Annotated in this window: 14 protein-coding genes and 1 other RNA gene; 3 read left to right on the top strand and 12 right to left on the bottom strand. The window is 45.3% G+C overall.

The annotated features are described in order from the left end of the window. Positions 1-126 precede the first annotated feature (126 nt). Positions 127-936 (top strand): zinc-dependent metalloprotease, encoded by an 810-nt coding sequence (locus GXP75_RS09155; RefSeq protein ID WP_106047057.1) that lies wholly within the window; start codon positions 127-129, stop codon positions 934-936. A 31-nt stretch (positions 937-967) separates the two neighbouring features. On the opposite strand, the gene GXP75_RS09150 is transcribed toward GXP75_RS09155, so the two are convergent. The 6 genes from GXP75_RS09150 to csoR form a co-directional block, all read right to left on the bottom strand. Next, positions 968-1387: a disulfide oxidoreductase gene (locus GXP75_RS09150; RefSeq protein ID WP_003326925.1), complete on the bottom strand. Its 420-nt coding sequence runs from the start codon at positions 1385-1387 to the stop codon at positions 968-970. A 1-nt stretch (position 1388) separates the two neighbouring features. Then, entirely contained in the window at positions 1389-2060 is a 672-nt protein-coding gene (bdbD, locus tag GXP75_RS09145) for a disulfide bond formation protein BdbD (RefSeq protein WP_242556645.1), read from the bottom strand. Between the two features lie 111 nt (positions 2061-2171). Continuing rightward, positions 2172-4283, bottom strand: coding sequence for a heavy metal translocating P-type ATPase (locus GXP75_RS09140; protein WP_242556644.1), 2112 nt, complete (start codon positions 4281-4283; stop codon positions 2172-2174). Positions 4284-4537: 254 nt separating this feature from the next. Continuing rightward, the gene (gene copA, locus GXP75_RS09135) at positions 4538-6949 is read right to left on the bottom strand and encodes a copper-exporting P-type ATPase CopA (RefSeq protein WP_242556643.1); all 2412 of its coding nucleotides are present in this window, start codon (positions 6947-6949) and stop codon (positions 4538-4540) included. Positions 6950-7030: 81 nt separating this feature from the next. Next, positions 7031-7240 (bottom strand): copper chaperone CopZ, encoded by a 210-nt coding sequence (gene copZ, locus GXP75_RS09130; protein WP_010789932.1) that lies wholly within the window; start codon positions 7238-7240, stop codon positions 7031-7033. Positions 7241-7317: 77 nt separating this feature from the next. Continuing rightward, entirely contained in the window at positions 7318-7623 is a 306-nt protein-coding gene (gene csoR, locus GXP75_RS09125) for a copper-sensing transcriptional repressor CsoR (protein ID WP_003326920.1), read from the bottom strand. Between the two features lie 104 nt (positions 7624-7727). Here csoR and GXP75_RS09120 point away from each other — a divergent pair, with 104 nt between their 5' ends. Further along, positions 7728-8828 (top strand): oxidoreductase, encoded by a 1101-nt coding sequence (locus tag GXP75_RS09120; protein ID WP_277990703.1) that lies wholly within the window; start codon positions 7728-7730, stop codon positions 8826-8828. A 42-nt stretch (positions 8829-8870) separates the two neighbouring features. Here the strand turns inward: GXP75_RS09120 and azoRB are convergent, their stop codons facing one another. The 3 genes from azoRB to GXP75_RS09105 all read right to left on the bottom strand — a co-directional run bounded on the left by azoRB (position 8871) and on the right by GXP75_RS09105 (position 11952). After that, positions 8871-9506: an FMN-dependent NADH-azoreductase AzoRB gene (gene azoRB, locus GXP75_RS09115; protein ID WP_061570692.1), complete on the bottom strand. Its 636-nt coding sequence runs from the start codon at positions 9504-9506 to the stop codon at positions 8871-8873. A gap of 159 nt (positions 9507-9665) precedes the next feature. Beyond that, positions 9666-11606 carry an FUSC family protein gene (locus GXP75_RS09110; RefSeq protein ID WP_242556642.1) on the bottom strand — a complete coding sequence of 647 codons (1941 nt, stop codon included), beginning with the start codon at positions 11604-11606 and terminating at the stop codon, positions 9666-9668. A gap of 16 nt (positions 11607-11622) precedes the next feature. Beyond that, positions 11623-11952, bottom strand: a complete 330-nt coding sequence (locus tag GXP75_RS09105) for a MarR family winged helix-turn-helix transcriptional regulator (RefSeq protein ID WP_313897119.1) — start codon at positions 11950-11952, stop codon at positions 11623-11625. Between the two features lie 362 nt (positions 11953-12314). On the opposite strand from GXP75_RS09105, the gene GXP75_RS09100 reads away from it, so the two are divergent. Then, on the top strand, positions 12315-12662 hold the full coding sequence (locus GXP75_RS09100) for an Ig-like domain-containing protein (RefSeq protein ID WP_214916562.1): 348 nt from the start codon (positions 12315-12317) through the stop codon (positions 12660-12662). Positions 12663-13542: 880 nt separating this feature from the next. Here GXP75_RS09100 and ssrA read toward each other — a convergent pair. From ssrA to rnr, 3 genes are all read right to left on the bottom strand, one after another. Beyond that, positions 13543-13904: a transfer-messenger RNA gene (gene ssrA / locus GXP75_RS09095) on the bottom strand. Positions 13905-14068: 164 nt separating this feature from the next. Beyond that, entirely contained in the window at positions 14069-14539 is a 471-nt protein-coding gene (gene smpB, locus GXP75_RS09090) for an SsrA-binding protein (RefSeq protein ID WP_003326910.1), read from the bottom strand. A 144-nt stretch (positions 14540-14683) separates the two neighbouring features. Further along, a complete protein-coding gene (rnr, locus tag GXP75_RS09085; protein ID WP_242556641.1) occupies positions 14684-17023 on the bottom strand; it encodes a ribonuclease R in 2340 nt (779 codons plus the stop codon). Positions 17024-17034 lie beyond the last annotated feature (11 nt).

Here is a 17034-nt window from a genome sequence, read left to right as displayed (position 1 = left end):
AAACAGTTACATTGCCCTCTGGAAACTAAAAAAAGCCAGAACAATTTTCCTGTTTTTAACTATAGAAGAAGGTATTTCATTATGTGCAGTGAATACATCTACTGTAAAAAAAAGGAGGAATCATGGATGAAAATGCGTTCAATTGCTTTTTCAGTTTTGCTTACAGCGGGTATTATTCCGGGCCTGACATCTGCGGGAAATCTTGAGGCCGGCCACGATCATCACCATCATGCGGAGAAGGCGAAAACAACCTATGCGGATTCGCTTCCGAAGGCAAAAGATTTTAAAGATTATAACGGAAAGGTTCAAATCGAACAAACAGTCGACACAAAGATTCTGGACGAAAACGGCAAGCAAGTCGGCAAAAAACGCTATAAAGCAAATGTTAGGGAAGACAAAGCTTCAACTAAAGCAGGCACCGGAAGCCAAAAGGTGAGCGTACTCGCTGTAGCGGATGCTGAATACCGCGCAAAGTACAGTGACTGGCAGACAAGAATTGTCCAAATTATCGAACAGGCCGATGTGGCTTTTAACCGGGATCATGACATTGATTTTGTTGTGCAGGCCGTCCAGCCGTGGACTTCTTCCGGCTCAAACAGCTCTCAAATTCTCTCTAATCTCCAAAATAGCTTCAGATCCCAAAACTATAAATTTGTTGCCGGTTTTACTGCAAAATCAAGTTTTGACGCAGGCGGCATTGCTTACGTATACAACGGAAAGCCGAGCGGTCCGGCATTCAGCGTCAACCTTGATCAAGGAACAGCGAATACGGCAAAAGCGGCCCAGCACGAGTTCTCCCATAACTTCGGACTTTCTCATGACGCACAAGGAAGCGGCATCCGCTGCATCATGAACTATGATTATTCTTATACCGTCGATACGTGGGACAGTGCCCACAACAGGCAGATTACAACAAACAAAGCTTGGTACCGTTAAAAAAAGCACCCGCTTATGCGGATGCTTTTTTCTATTGTTCAGATTTTTCTCCTTTGACAAAGCACATAAAAATGATGATGAGGATAAAGGCAATCAGCGCCAAAAAAGGAATTGTAATAAAACCGAACCAGTTGATATATTGGCCAGAGCAAGGCACACCGCTTACGCAAGGCTTTATCCCGCTAAATCCCGGCACTTTTTGTTCCAGATAATGCATGATCGAAATACATGCTCCGATAATCGACATCGGAAGCACATATTTCTTTACGCGGACATCACCTTGAAATGTTGCGATCCCTAAAATAAGGACAAGTGGATACATGAGAATTCGCTGGTACCAGCACAGTTCACACGGGATGAACTTTTTGATTTCGCTGAAATACAGGCTGCCCAGCATGGCGATAAGAGCGACGACCCAGGAAGCATATAAAAATACAATTCTATTTTTCATGCTACTGCTTTCCTTTCAGCTCTTTTTCTATCGCTTTTTTAATCTCGCTATAATCGCCAAATTTCTTAATGACTTTATCATTCACATAAATGGTTGGGGTCGCTACAATGTTTAATTTATTATTAAGCTCAGAGTCCTTTTCCACTTCCGAAGAAAACGTTTCTTTATCGAGATTCTCCTTCAGCGTAGCAGGATTGACCTTCGTTGTACTCTTTGCGACATTTCCCAGTAACGCAGGTGTTACCCACTCTTGCTCTGTATTCGGCTGTTCTTCAAACAGCTTTTCATGAAATGACCAGAAAGAGTTAGGATCTTCTTTCCATACTTCCTCTGATGCAAGAGCCGCCAGCCTTGAACCCTTACCGTGGAACATAACATTTACAAAAGAAAATTTCACATCGCCCTTGTCAATAAAGTCCTTCTGGATTTTTGGAAAAATGTCGTTATTGAATACTTTGCAGGAAGGACATTTGTAATCTCCGAATTCCACTACCGTTACAGGCGCATCATTCTTGCCGAGCACAGGCTGTCCTTTAATGGACGGCTGACTCGAAACCGTTTCGCTGCTTTGCTGTGTACTATTGTTAATCAAAACGATCCCTGCCAATAACACAACGACGATAACCGTAAGGATAACCGCGAATTTCGCAGAAGACTGCTGTTTCTTTTTCACTCAGACACCTCATCGTTTAAAATTTAAAAAAGAAGCGGCTATGACCGCTTCTTCATTTTACCAAGACAACCTGTTATAGAAAAGCCTGAAAAAATGAATACTCTCCGACAATTACTCATTTTTCAGTCTCATAATCCGCATAGCGTTCCCCACCGCAAGCAGCGTAACACCGACATCTGAAAAAACAGCCTCCCACATTGTCGCAAAACCAAGCGCTCCGAGCAAAAGGAATATCGCTTTAACGCCTAATGCGAAGCCGATATTTTGCCATACAATGCGCCGTGTCCGTCTCGCAACACGAATTGCTTCTGCTATTTTGGAAGGCTGATCTGTCATAAGGACGATATCCGCGGCTTCTACTGCGGCATCTGATCCAAGTCCGCCCATTGCAGCTCCGATATCCGCCCGTGCTAGTACAGGCGTGTCATTGATGCCGTCACCTACAAAAATCAGTTTTTCATTGGGCAGGAGCTTGGCTTCCAGTGCCTCTATCTGCTCCACTTTACCCTGCGGCAGCAGATCTGCATATATGTCGTCAATCCCAACTGACTTTCCGACAGCTTCTCCAGTCTGTTTCGTATCACCAGTCAGCATGATGGTGCGTTTGACCCCGAGTGCTTTTAATGCAGTGACGGCCTGTTTGGCGTCTTCTTTGATTTCATCGGCAATCACAATTGAGCCGGCATACCGATGATCAATCGCGATGTGAACGACGGTTCCCGTTATCCCGGTTTGACCGTGATCAATTTGCTCCTTATCCATCAGCTTCATATTACCCGCCAATATGGCTTTTCCGTTTACCGTTGCTTTAATGCCGTGTCCGGGAATTTCCTCGTAGGACTTAATCGTTTCAGCAGATAGCGTTTTCCCATAAGCTTTTCTGATTGATTCGGCAATCGGATGCTGTGAGTGCATCTCAGCTAAAGCAGCAGCCTCGAGCAGCTCTTCTTTTGTAAATTCCCCTGCCGGATTCAATTCAGTCACTTCAAAGCTTCCTTTTGTTAATGTTCCCGTTTTATCAAAGACTGCGTACTTCACCTGGTTCAGTGCTTCTAAATAATTGCTTCCCTTCACGAGTACGCCCGCTTTAGACGCTGCTCCGATACCGCCGAAAAAACCGAGCGGAATAGAGACGACCAAGGCGCACGGACAAGAAATGACTAAGAATATAAGCGCGCGGTACACCCAGTCAGACAGCACGGCGCCGGAGATAAGAAGCGGCGGCAAAAATGCCAGAAGCATGGCAATGATGACAACCGCCGGCGTATAATACTTGGCAAACTTCGTAATAAAGTTTTCTGTCTGCGCTTTCCGGCTGCTTGCGTTTTGGACTAAATCCAATATTTTCGAAACGGCGGAATCCTCATAACCTTTTGTAACTTCTATGTGAAGCACGCCGTTTTGATTGATAAAGCCCGCCATCACGTCTTTTCCTTTTTCCGCTTTTTTCGGAACGGATTCACCTGTCAATGCTGATGTGTCAACCATTGACGCTCCGGCTGCAACACGCCCGTCCAGCGGAATATTTTCTCCCGGATTCACAATGATAATGTCTCCGATCTTTACTTCCTCGGGCGAGACAAGACGAATGCCCTCGCCGGTTTTGAGATTCGCATAATCCGGCCTGATGTCCATTAATTCACTAATCGATTTTCTAGACCGGCTGACGGCTGCTCCCTGAAACAGTTCGCCGATTTGATAAAACAGCATAACCGCAACGCCTTCAGGGTATTGATGAATGATAAAGGCGCCGATTGTGGCCAGAGCCATCAGAAAATGCTCATCAAACACTTGTCCCCGGAAAATATTTTTGATTGCCCTTGCGACAATGTCGCCGCCGATGATGAGGTAAGCCGCGAGGTATAGTAAAAATTCCATTGCCGCGCCGGGATGGGCCAAAAGCGCAATCGCTCCCAGAACCGCTCCTGCCGCAAGTCTTAACAGCATGTACTGCAATCGTTTTTTATAGCCGTCATCTGCTGGTTTTTTCTCATGTTTCGGTCGGACCGTCACATGGGATTCAATTGATTTTACCTTTTTCGCCACCTCATTCAGCAGCCATTGTTCATTTTTTTCGCTAGATGAGACAGTTAACGTGCTTGCCGCAAAATTGACTGCGCACGAGTCAATTCCGTCAATGCCCCTGACGCCATTTTCAATTTTTTTCGCACAGTTGCTGCAATCCAAACCGTTCAGCATAAATTCCTGTTTGCCTTTTTCCATCTGTCTCACCTTACCTTCCGACTTAGGGTTCCCGCTTTACACTTATGAATGAGCATTGTTTAACAAATTTATATATATGAGCACATACTCATATATTGATTACTTATATTATATGGCGGTTTCGGAAAAATTGTCAACGAATAACTGTCCAATTTTTTTACTTATATCAAAAAAAGCGGAGATTTTCCTCCGTCTTTACCTGAAGTTAAAAAAGCCGTTTTCTCAACTGCTGAGAAAACGGCTTTTGGAAACAATCATTTTGCCCTCTGCAAACGTAAGGCATTTAAAACAACTGACACTGAGCTAAACGCCATCGCTGCTCCCGCTACCCACGGTGCTAAAAAACCGAAGGCTGCGATCGGAATGCCGAGTGTATTATAACCGAGCGCCCAAAATAAATTTTGTTTAATGTTTTTCATCGTCAGGCGGCTCATTCTAATGGCATCTGCAATGCTGTTTAGATCACCGCGGATCAATGTAATGTCCGCTGTTTCCATCGCGATATCTGTGCCGGTTCCGATTGCCATGCCGATATCAGCCGTTGCAAGAGCGGGCGCGTCGTTTATGCCGTCTCCGACCATCGCCACCCGACTTCCCGTTTGCTGTAATCTGGAGATTTCTTCCGCCTTTTGTTCTGGGCGCACCTCGGCAATCACACGGGTGATGCCCGCTTCTTTCGCAATGGCTTCTGCCGTTTTGAGATTGTCTCCCGTCATCATAATGACCTCAAGTCCCATAGACATCAAGCGTTTCACAGCTTCCCGCGACGTCTCTTTAATGGTATCGGCTACTGCAATCAGCCCGGCCGGTTCCCCGTCAACGGATACGAGCATGACGGTCTTCCCTTCACCTTCAAGAGCTGACATTTGTGAAAGAAGAGCCTCATGCTGAACCCCTTCACTTTCCATCAATCGCCTTGAGCCGACAAGAATCGCTTTGCCTGCCGCTTCAGCCGAGACGCCAGCACCGATTTTCGCTTCAAAGCGGGTCAGCTTCGGAATGTCGATTCCTTTTTCTTTCACCCCGGCAGCAATCGCTTCGCCAAGCGGATGCTCTGAGCCTGTTTCGGCAGCCGCCGCCAGCCGCAGCAGCTCTGTTTCTTCGAAGCCGTCAGCTGCAACAGCATCCGTCAGCACCGGCTTCCCGTTTGTGACCGTCCCTGTTTTATCAAGGACAATCGTATCGAGGCGATGTGTTTTTTCAAGATGCTCTCCACCTTTAAAAAGGATGCCGAATTCGGCTGAACGTCCTGAGCCTGCCATAATACTTGTCGGAGTGGCCAAGCCAAGAGCGCAAGGACAGGCGATCACAAGAACAGCGATGAGCTTGCTGATCGCTTCACCAACATCGCCGGGAGACGCCCAGAAATACCATATAAGGAACGTGATAAGCGCAATGCCTAACACAATCGGCACAAAGATACCGGAAATTTGGTCTGCGAGTCGCTGAATCGGCGCTTTTGAACCTTGCGCCTCTTCGACGACCCTGATAATTTGCGAGAGAGCGGTGTCTTTACCTACATTGACAGCCTTGATTTTCAAAAAACCGTTAGCATTCATCGTCGCACCTGTCACACTGTCTCCCGGAGACTTATCGACAGGAATACTCTCGCCTGTAATCATTGATTCGTCCACTGCTGAGCGGCCTTCGGTTACCTCTCCGTCAACAGGAATTCTTTCGCCGGGCTTCACATAGACCAAGTCTCCCGTCATGACCTCTTCAATCGGGATGACTAGATCCTGCCCCTCTCTGACAACAGTCGCTGTCTTTGCTTGAAGTTTCATGAGTTTCTTAATTGCATCAGATGATCGGCCCTTCGCTTTCGCTTCAAACCGCTTGCCTAATAAAATGAGCGTCAGCAATATGGCGCTTGTTTCATAATAGAGACCGTCGGTATGCCCGTGAGCGCCCAGGCTTTGAATGGTTAGATAAAGGCTGTATACATAAGCGGCTGTGGTGCCAAGCGCAACTAAGACATCCATATTGGCGCTTTTGTTTCTAAGCGCTTTGTACGCTCCCGTATAAAACTGCCAGCCGATGACGAACTGTACAGGAGTCGCAAGGGCAAATTGCATCCATGGATTCATGAAAATATCCGGCACCCAAATAAATGATGTGAACGAAAAATGGCTTACCATCGCCCATAGTAAAGGAAACGATAAGATCGCTGAAAAGATGAGCCTTGCCGTCTGCTTCCGCTGTTCCTTTTTTAGCGGACTTTCGGTTTCGCCGTCTGCTTCCCCTTTTTGCTCAAGCTGATAACCGAGCTTTGCGACGGCTTCTTTCAAATCATTGATGGTAACCTCCTTGGGATTATATTCTACAGCCACTGTTTCTAATGCAAAGTTCACCGGGGCGCTATTGACTCCTTCTGTTTTGTTCAGCCGTTTTTCAATTCGGTTCGCACATGCAGCGCATGTCATGCCGGTTATTTGAAACTCTGCTTTTTCCGTCACTACTCCGTAGCCGAGCTTTTCAATTTTTTCTTTAATGGCGGCCGCTCCTGTCTCAGATGGGTTATACGTGACGTTTGATGTTTCGAGTGCCAGGTTGACATGAGCGTCCGCAACTCCATCCATCCGTTTCAGCCCTTTTTCAATTCTTGAAGCACACGCTGCACAGGTCATGCCTGATACTTGGAGCGCAATCTCTTTTTGTTCACTCAACATACTCACTCCTCAGATACACCCTGGGGGTATATGAAAATGAAAGAAAATCGCGCCATAATAAAAAGCGCGATAGGCGGATCAGCCGGCTACGTCATAGCCTTGGTCTTCAATGGCATCGGTGATCTCTTTCAATGAAACTTGATCGGCATGAAAGGACACATCGACTTCCCCTGCTTCAAGATTGACATGAACCGCGCTTACGCCGTTCAGCTCCCCCACGCTGCTTTCAACTGCTTTGACGCAGTGCTGACAGGACATTCCTTCTACCTTTATTGTTGTTTGTTCCATGATTAGTTTCCTCCCTGTTTTCTTATTCTGATTTCAGTCTACCATACCCCTGTAGGGTATATCAATAGGCACGCTCATTAAGCTTTTGCGAATTTTTTAAACACATCAAGAAGCTCAGTAATGGCTTGCTCTCCGTCACCGCTTTTGATTGCATCTGACACGCAATGATGCGTATGATCTTCAAGCAAATGAAGGGCAACCTTTTGCATTGCCGCCTGAACGGCTGAAATTTGAACCAGAATGTCCACACAGTAACGATCATTTTCGATCATGTTTTGAATGCCTCTTACTTGTCCTTCAATCCGTTTTAAGCGGTTTGTGATTTGTTCTTTATCGTTTGAACTTTTATGATTTAATGTTTTATGGTCAGTATGTTTTTCCATGCGTACACCTCTGATTTTTTTGATTAGTTCCCATTATACTTGCTGTTAAACCCTATGTCTAAACTTGTGAAATTGAAAAAAACTCCGGTGCTAGGTTTTACCAAATGGCAAAAAGGGTATATATCATTATTCAAACGCTTTATAGGGGAGGAAAAAAAGTGAATACAATTCAGGTTGGAATATTGGGGTACGGGCTTTCAGGCTCAGTGTTTCACGCACCGCTTCTTACTGTTCTCGATCAGTTTCATATCAGTAAAGTTATGACATCGCGGACAGAAGAAGTGAAACGGGATTTGCCAGAAGCCGAGGTGGTCCATGATATTGGAGACATTACGGGTGATCCTGCCATTGAGCTTGTCATCGTCACTACTCCGAGCGGACTTCACTACGAACACGCAAAGGCATGTCTTCGCGCAGGAAAGCATGTTGTGATTGAGAAACCAATGACGGCAACAGCGGAAGAAGGAGAAGAGCTGAAACAGATCGCAGAGGAACAAGGCGTATTGCTGAGCGTCTATCACAACAGACGCTGGGATAATGACTTTCTGACGATTCAAAAGCTGATTCACGAGGGTAAGCTTGAAGACATTAATACATATCAGGTTTCGTATGATCGTTATAAACCCAAAGTTCAAGAAAGATGGCGAGAAAAGCAAGGAGCCGGCACAGGCACCCTATATGACCTTGGCTCTCATATTATCGACCAGGCACTCCACTTATTCGGCATGCCGCAGGCTGTAACTGCAAACGTAACGGCACAAAGGGAAAACGCCGAAACAGTTGATTATTTTCATATGACATTGCATTACGGCAAGCTTCAAGTTATTCTTCATGCAGGTTCGATCGCTGCGGCAAACGGTCCGCGCTATCAAATCCACGGCCAGCGCTCAAGCTTTATTAAATACGGTATTGACGGGCAGGAGGACGCGCTCAGAGCAGGCGAAAAACCGGTTGATGACAACTGGGGAGCGGATGACCCGGCGTTTTATGGAGAATTAACAACCGTTCACGGAGATGACCGGAAAACAGAAACGATCCCGTCAGTTAATGGCTCTTATCTTAACTACTATGAAAAAATAGCGGATAGCATACGGGAAGGCAATGCGCTTCCGGTTACTGCGGAAGAAGGCATTAATGTGATTCGTATCATTGATGCGGCGATAAAGAGCAGTGAAGAGAAGCGCACCATTACAATTAAATTATAAAATAAATCCTCCTCACATGGCGTGAGGAGGATTTTCTGTATATTAGAATGTTTTACCTGCTTCTTTCGCGCGGGCGATTGCATCTTCTTTGATTTGCTGCGCTTTATCAGGCTCAGCATTATGGCCTTCGACAATCAAGCCGTCAAAAGAAGGAACGCCGAAGAAGTTCATCATGATGCCGATGTAGCGATGACCCATTTCCATGTCAGCCGCAGGGCCTTCTGAATAATAGCCTCCGCGCGCTTGAATGTGGAGCGCTTTTTTATCAGTTAATAAACCGACCGGACCTTGTTCTGTGTATCTAAATGATTTGCCTGCTACTGCGACTGAATCAAGGTACGCTTTCATAACCGGCGGGAATGAGAAGTTCCATAACGGTGTTACAAACACGTATTTATCAGCTGCGGCAAATTGATCGCTAAGCTCTGCAAGACGTCCGACTTTCGCTTTTTCGTTCTCCGGAAGCTCTTCAAAGCCTGAACCTGATTGAAGCTTGCCCCATCCGCTGAATACGTCAGCATCAATATGAGGAATGTTTTCTTTGTACAGGTCAATATGTACAACCTCATCATTCGGATTCGCTTCTTTATAAGAATCGATAAATGCTTTACCTGTTGCCATGCTGTATGATGTTGCTTCATCATGCGGATGAGCGGTGATATAAAGTACTTTTGCCATGTTTTAACAGCCCTTTCGTTTTCAAATTACACACAAGATTAGTATGAAATATGTATGTATTTTTATACTTCTTTATCTTGTAATTATTATAGTTACACCGAAAGGCTTTTGCAAGAATAATACCTCGAAATTAGTATATTTTTTTGAACCGCCTTGAGCTTAATGCTCATAAGCGGTTCTTAATCCATGATACATCGCCGATAATTCCTCACTGATTCGCGGATAGCTCTCGACGCGCGGCACCTCTGTATCTATCGGCTGCTCTCTTTTCAGAGCAGCTTGCGCCATGCTGTCAAACAGCTCTTTCAGGCGATTAAGTTCTTCTTTTGAAACGGGTTTGTGCCGGCGATGGTTTGACGCCGAGATTAAGAAATACCCTAAATGCTGCGCTCCCGCAACCGCCGGCCACAGATTATCTATATTTGTTTTCGGATATTCTCCAAGAGATGTATCAAACAAATCCCTCAGCTTCACCAAACTCACTCTCAGTTTATGAAGTTCCGCTTCCTGTCCTGCCTCTTCAAAAGAAAGGAGCTTTTGCAAATACCGGCCCTCTTGCTGAATGACATCACTTAACAATTCCTGCAGCCGATTTGAAGAAAAACGTCTCCACAAAAGCATGGCTCCTAAAAATCCAATTACACTTCCTAAAACGACATCCGTCAGCCGAGCCGTTATAAAATATGAGACAGCGATATCCGCATGCATGCTCTCAGTAATGATCAAGGCGTTTGCCGTCAAAAAAGGCACCGCCAACACGTAGTTGCGGACGATGAACATTTCCAAAAGAAATTGCAGTACGGTAACACATAAGGCGATATACATGCCCTCCGGTTTCAAAAACAAAATCACGCTGGCTAACATGATGCCAAGTACCGTACCTATTGAGCGCTGAATCGCCCTATGCATCGTAAATACGACTGTCGTGCCAAGCATAACTGCCGCTGAGGAAAGCGGAATCCAATAGGAGCGGTGAAAACCGAGCGCATTGGCAAACAGCGCTGCTGCCGCAAGCACGATTCCGTACTTTAATGCTCGGATCAATACAGGTGAGTGCCAGTCAAAAGCGTTGCGGAGGAAGAAACCCGCCGATTGCACACGGCTTGTCTCTGCGCTTAACGGATTACTAAGCTGATCTGAGGCGGCAAGCAATACCGCATTGATTTCTCCATAAAGCTTTTCATGTGCTTCTGTTTCACGTTTTGATGGCTGCAGCTTGATGTCCGCAGACACCTTTGAATGTCCCAGAAGATCCGCCACATTGCGAATGGCGGTAACCATTTCTTCAGTATCGGCTTTAGGCGCCTCTGCGGAAAAGTGAATAATCGCCATAAACATGTCCTCCGCTTTTTGGAGCAGGCGAATCAAGCGCTCCGTATGCCGGGAATATTTGCGTTTGTTTCCTCTTCCCAACACGGTCAGGCGGGCTGTTCTCAGCATCAGAACCGTCTGGTGCTGTGCGGAGTGGAAATTCGGCGTGCCCACTGCTGAAAGGCAGGCTGCAAGCTGCCGATATGTTTTTTGCAATACCTCGGTTTCCGGTCCATGTCTGTCAAACAGCCAGCCGAGCATTGCTATTATCCACGCAAAAAGCCCCCCTAAAAACGCGAGGCCCGCTCTTAACGGCGCTTCTGAAGGATCGACAGGCAAGCCGGAACTCACCAAAAACGCAAGCACAAAAAACAGCGGAGCCGGCCCCTGTATCCCAAATGCGCCGAAGGTAAAAACCGCCGCCGCGCCAATCAATCCCAGTACTATTGCCATACTCCAAAACGTACCTGCTAACAGCGTGCCCAATCCAAAGGAAACCGCAAGACCGATCGCGACGAGCAGCAATTTCACCGCACGCTTTGTATACGGTTCCCCCCCGGTGTATAAATAAGCAAAACCGCCAATGCTTGCCGCAAGACCATTATCAACATGGCCGAACAAAGCGCCGATGAAAATCGGAAAACCTGAAGCAATGCCCGACCCGACCGCCCGTTTCCAAGGCAGAGGATTCGCATTTATACGGAAGACATCTTTTATTCCGCTTGGTACCGGCTGTGCAGGGGCGACTCTTTGTTTTGTTTCATTATCCTTTTCTGAGTACTTATTCATTTACAAAATCCTTTTCTTAACTCGTCGTATTATTGGCTATGTTCCCGTTTATGCGATCTAGTATGCCCAGAAACACAGCCAGATCCTCATCAGACGTATTCTCAAGCAAACCTGCGAATAGAATCTCCACTTTATCAGTGAGAGTCTGCTTTAGCTCTTCACCCGCTTCAGTGAGCACCACTGAAAAAGAGCGCCGATCCCGCGGATTTGCTTTTCGCCGAATGAAGTTCTTCTTTTCTAACAGATCCAAAATTTCCGTCAAGGTCTCCTGGTCTTTATCCGCCCGTGCTGACAGCTCCTTTTGGCTGATGCCCCTGGATTCGCCGACGCAATTACATTTGGATATGGAAGGAAATATTTAATTTCCCATTTAAACCATCTGTACTCTCTGTCAACTTCCCATGAGCTCTCTCCAAAAGTGTTTAGAGCATTCCTATTGCTCCTCAGCAGGCTTTTTTTCTTCTGCTTCAAAAAACGGACACTAACCACTGTGCAGTGGTTAGTGTCCTAAGACTTCACCATCGCATAGTGAAGCAGCCCCATAAGTATGATAGATAGAATAGTACCGTTTTTTCATGAAGCTCAAGCCTGCCAATTAGCACTTTTTAATTTATTCACATAATATTAACAAATATTTACAAGGAAAATAATTACAAACATCTAATATATACTATGCAACACCAAAAAATTTTTAAGGAGTGTTTTAACATGAGTTTCAAAAAAACTGTAATTTCGGCACTTTCTATTTCCGCATTAGCTTTGTCGGTTAGCGGAGCAGCATCTGCAAAAGAAATGAACACATCTCCGGTCCCGAAAGCTAAACCTATTGTTGTCTCTAGTCCAATCAAGGTTCAAGACTATTCGATAACATTAAAGGTCGGAGAGAAACGAGACATTTCTAACCCAGTAGCATATTACTATTCATCTGATTCCAGCGGTGTAGCGTCTGTAACACAGGGCGGAGTAGTGACAGGTGTAAGTAAGGGTAAGGCTACAATTACTTTATTAAAGCAAGATAGGTCTGTTCTTGGTAAGGTATATGTCACAGTACAATAACCTTTAAATGTTTAACGCCGCAAGAAGAGTTGAAAATCAGCGCTTTCTTCTTGTGGCTTGAGCTATATATAGAATAGTACTCTTACTGAGGATTCCCTCCATTTTTCACAACTCCTCATGTGTCTCCGGCGAGGTACGATTATCCTGGCACACTATGTTTTCCCCAACACCCACAATGTGCCTATTTGAGGCAAAATTTAAATTTTTATTTAAGAAGAGAAATTTCTCTTATATAACTTTTTAAAGAAGCAGTTGACAGTGATTTCACTTGGTATATAGCACATCGAAAAAAGTGTTCATTATTATCCAGAACATCCTCTTTAATTATCTCATCACAGTTTGGTGGTCTAAGCTTGAATCCATCACTCATAAAAAAGTCATGCTATATCAAAATGATTTCATTAAAAGGTTCACACCACGTTACCAGCTGTATTTAATTTTCCGCTGAGATTTCACAACACTAAGAACATCCTGGTATGGGTTGCGTGGGAAATGGATATTAATAAACGATTGTTTTTTGAAGGTTTGAGGAATTTAAAGAGATCATCTCTGCACAAAGGCGCGAGAAATTGCGAATTACTCGCATAATGTGGGGTAATGGAGATTTTGAAAACATCATATAGGCATAAAAAAAACGCCAAAAAATTGCGCCAGTTAAATCATGTTTATTGGGGATTTGGATAATTTTTATTCACGCTTCATCTCAAAAACTGGGACACAGAAAAGTGGATGAAACATGAAATACATACAGCCTCTCTCCCCATCAGTACAGAAGGAAATTGTAAGCTACATGCATAATGAAGAATTTTATTACAAAAACGTTACCGCAGTGCCGTCGAAAGCTTTGAAAGCCTTGATAACACTGCGGTCTAGGTCTTATGTATGGAGACGGTGGGAGTCGAACCCACGTCCAGAAACATCGATTACTTAAGCGTCTACGAGCGTAGCCTGCATATTAGGATTTCACTCATCTTCGTGCCTGCGGGCGGGCCTTCCGAGAGCTAGTCTGTCAGTCTCTTCTTACGTTCTCAGACGGGAACGCAAGCGTAGCCTACTTGGATGTGCTCTTCACAGACACATAGGCAATGTCAGGAAGAGCTCGCTGCGCTTATTAGGCAGCTAGTGCTAAGTTTTGGTTAAAACTTTTAGTTTTGCCAGTTATATTTAGGTGCGTGTTAACGAGATCGCCTCTCGGCTCGCGACTCAAGCTCGATCCATCCCTGTCGAATCCGTAACGTCCCCTTGTAAGGGAATACGGGAAAAATATCAAGCTTTTGCTCACTGGCTACATTCATATTATATCATGATCTCAGCCTAATTCAATTGGAAATCATTCCAAAAAGAACTTGCTATCATGATTGAAATCAGTATAACACAAGGCCGATTTTCAGATCAAGCTTTGCGCTTTAGAAGCCTTTTTGGCTGTCTCTGAACGCTCTTTCAATTTCTCTCTTAGCGTCCTTACGCTTCAGGTCTTCACGCTTATCATAGTTTTTCTTCCCTTTTCCAAGGCCAAGCAGCACTTTGGCAAAGCCGTTTTTCAAGTACAGCTTCAGCGGGACAAGCGAATATCCCTTTTCCTTCGTCAGACCGATCAGTTTATTAATTTCCTTTCGGTGCATTAATAACTTTCTTGTCCGCAGAGGATCATGGTTATAACGGTTTCCTTGTTCGTATGGGCTGATGTGCATATTATGAAGAAACACTTCGCCCCCTTCGATTTTTGCGAAGGAATCCTTTAAGTTGACACGGCCGGCGCGGATGGATTTAATTTCCGTTCCTTGCAGAACAATGCCGGTTTCATATGTTTCTTCTATAAAATAATCGTGATTTGCTTTTTTGTTCTGAGATAATACCTTTCCAGATCCTTTTGGCATGCCCCTAGAACCCCCTCTCTCTAAAGGAAAAACTGTCCATTATGCGATACGCTCTATTCTAACAAATGAGACGCTTATCGACAATGAAAATGCAGTTTGCGAAAGAAAGCAAACAGAGCCGCCGGCCCTATTTGCTTCTTCGTTTTATTTCTTCTTTTTGCGTTTTTGCTTAGGCGCGTTTTGCAAGCCTCGTTTTTTCTTTTTCTTTTTCGGCTTTGCCTTTGTAAACCATTCCCCTTTTTCCTCCGATGCGGGCGGAGATACAGGTGTATTGGTGTTTAATACGCGCTTTCTGGCCGGTTTTCCGCGTTTTTTCCGCTTATCCGTATCTTTCGGGCGGCGCGGCGTTCCCTTCATACCAACGATTTCAAAGTCGATATTCCGCTCTTCTTTATTGACATCGACAACCTTTACTGTAATCTCGTCGCCGATGCGGTAGACATTACCCGTCCGTTCGCCGATCATGGCAAAATGCTGTTCATCAAAACGATAGTAATCGTCCGTCATAAAGCTGACATGGATGAGCCCTTCAATTGTATTCGGTAGCTCGACGAACATTCCGAAATTAGTTACAGAGCTTATCATCCCGTCAAATTCTTCACCGATCTTATCAAGCATAAATTCCGCTTTTTTCAGATCATCTGTTTCACGTTCTGCATCCACAGCTCTGCGTTCCATTGTCGACGTATGGTCGGCGATTTCCGGCAGGCGCTCAGCCCATTTTTCTCTCGTTGCTTCATCGACTTTTCCATTGATCAAATACGTTCTGATCAATCTATGCACGATCAAATCCGGATAACGGCGGATCGGCGAGGTGAAATGAGTGTAGAATTCCGTAGACAGCCCGAAGTGCCCAAGGCTTTCCGGATCATATTTCGCCTGTTTCATCGAACGAAGCATAACAGTTGATACAACGGTTTCTTCAGGTCTGTCACGAACTGCGTCAAGAATGCTTTGCAGCGCCCGCGGATGGATATTGCCCGCCGTTCCTTTCACAACATAACCGAATGTAGTGACAAATTCCAAAAACTTTTGCAGTTTCTCAGCATTCGGCTCTTCGTGGATCCGGTAAATAAATGGAACGTTCATCCAATGAAAATGCTCGGCGACCGTTTCATTCGCAACCAGCATAAATTCTTCGATCAGTTTTTCAGCAACCGACCGCTCTCTGATCACGACGTCTTTTGCGGCTCCGTCTTCACCAACCAGCACCTTGGCTTCTTTAAAATCAAAATCTACAGCTCCGCGCTCCATTCGCTTGCCGCGAAGAATTTCGGCGAGTTTCTCCATGTCTTTAAACATAGGAACAAGCTGCTCATACTTTGTTTTCAGCTCTTCATCGTCATCAACAAGGATCTTCTTCACATCTGAATATGTCATTCTCTCTGTCGTTTTGATGACACTCTGGAAGATCTCGTGCTCGACGACTTGCCCCTGCTGGTTGATTGTCATTTCACAGGATAGTGTCAGGCGGTCCACCTTCGGATTTAATGAGCAGATGCCGTTTGACAATCTGTGCGGAATCATCGGAATCACCCGGTCGACTAAGTAAACGCTCGTTCCTCTTTCCAGCGCCTCTTTATCTATCGGAGAGTTCTCCGTCACATAATGGCTGACGTCGGCAATGTGGACACCAAGCTTGTAGTTACCGTTCTCAAGCTTAGTCACTGTCACGGCGTCATCTAAATCCTTCGCATCCGCGCCGTCAATAGTGACAATCATTTGATCGCGCAGATCGCGGCGGTCCTTCAGATCCTTTTCATCAATTGTATCAGGCGTATTGTTTGCCTGCTCCATCGCTTCTCCCGGGAATTCGCCCGGCAGGCTGTGCTTATGGATAATAGACAGAATATCAATGCCCGGATCATTTTTGTGGCCGAGAATTTCTGTGACTTCTCCTTCAGCGCTCATCCGCCCTTCAGGATAGCTCGTCAGTGTGACAACCACTTTATGTCCTTCCACCGCTCCATGATTGGCATGCTTGGGAATAAAAATGTCACTTGTGATTTTTTTATCATCCGGAATGACAAAGCCGAAGCTCTTTGTTTCTGTGTAGGTTCCGACGACCCGCTGAATGCTCCGCTCCAAAATACGGATGACGGTTCCTTCTTGCCTTGAACCGCTTGATTGCGAATTGAGACGGACCATGACAATATCGCCGTTCATCGCTGTGTTCAGTTCAGTCGGCGGTATAAATACATCACTTAAAGACGTATCCTCCGGCAGCAAAAAGCCGAATCCTTTCGCATGCGCTGAAAGTTTTCCTTTTATTAAATTCATTTTTTCCGGAAGACCGTAGCGGTCGCTTCTTGTCCTTACGACAAGCCCTTTTTCCTCAAGCGCAACCAAAGCTTTTACCAGCTCTTTATACTCATCGGCATCTGTAATATTCATCATCTCTTCCAATTCTTGAACGGTAAGCGGCTTATATGCCTCTTCCTTCATGAAGGAGAGAAGTTTATCCATAAATGCTTCTTTTTCCATTATCCAACCTC

The organism is Bacillus sp. HU-1818 (genome assembly GCF_022695965.1).
GTDB lineage: Bacteria > Bacillota > Bacilli > Bacillales > Bacillaceae > Bacillus > Bacillus atrophaeus.
This window is presented reverse-complemented; position numbering and strand designations above follow the sequence as displayed.

Bases quoted from the DNA above. Each gene is read 5' to 3' on its own strand.
- smpB (WP_003326910.1), bottom strand. From the start codon at position 14,539: ATGCCAAAAGGATCTGGAAAGGTATTATCTCAGAACAAAAAAGCAAAT.
- GXP75_RS09150 (WP_003326925.1), bottom strand. From the start codon at position 1,387: ATGAAAAATAGAATTGTATTTTTATATGCTTCCTGGGTCGTCGCTCTT.
- GXP75_RS09140 (WP_242556644.1), bottom strand. From the start codon at position 4,283: ATGGAAAAAGGCAAACAGGAATTTATGCTGAACGGTTTGGATTGCAGC.
- GXP75_RS09120 (WP_277990703.1), top strand. From the start codon at position 7,728: ATGGCAAAAAGGGTATATATCATTATTCAAACGCTTTATAGGGGAGGA.
- azoRB (WP_061570692.1), bottom strand. From the start codon at position 9,506: ATGGCAAAAGTACTTTATATCACCGCTCATCCGCATGATGAAGCAACA.
- GXP75_RS09100 (WP_214916562.1), top strand. From the start codon at position 12,315: ATGAGTTTCAAAAAAACTGTAATTTCGGCACTTTCTATTTCCGCATTA.
- GXP75_RS09155 (WP_106047057.1), top strand. From the start codon at position 127: ATGAAAATGCGTTCAATTGCTTTTTCAGTTTTGCTTACAGCGGGTATT.
- GXP75_RS09110 (WP_242556642.1), bottom strand. From the start codon at position 11,606: ATGAATAAGTACTCAGAAAAGGATAATGAAACAAAACAAAGAGTCGCC.
- csoR (WP_003326920.1), bottom strand. From the start codon at position 7,623: ATGGAAAAACATACTGACCATAAAACATTAAATCATAAAAGTTCAAAC.
- copZ (WP_010789932.1), bottom strand. From the start codon at position 7,240: ATGGAACAAACAACAATAAAGGTAGAAGGAATGTCCTGTCAGCACTGC.
- rnr (WP_242556641.1), bottom strand. From the start codon at position 17,023: ATGGAAAAAGAAGCATTTATGGATAAACTTCTCTCCTTCATGAAGGAA.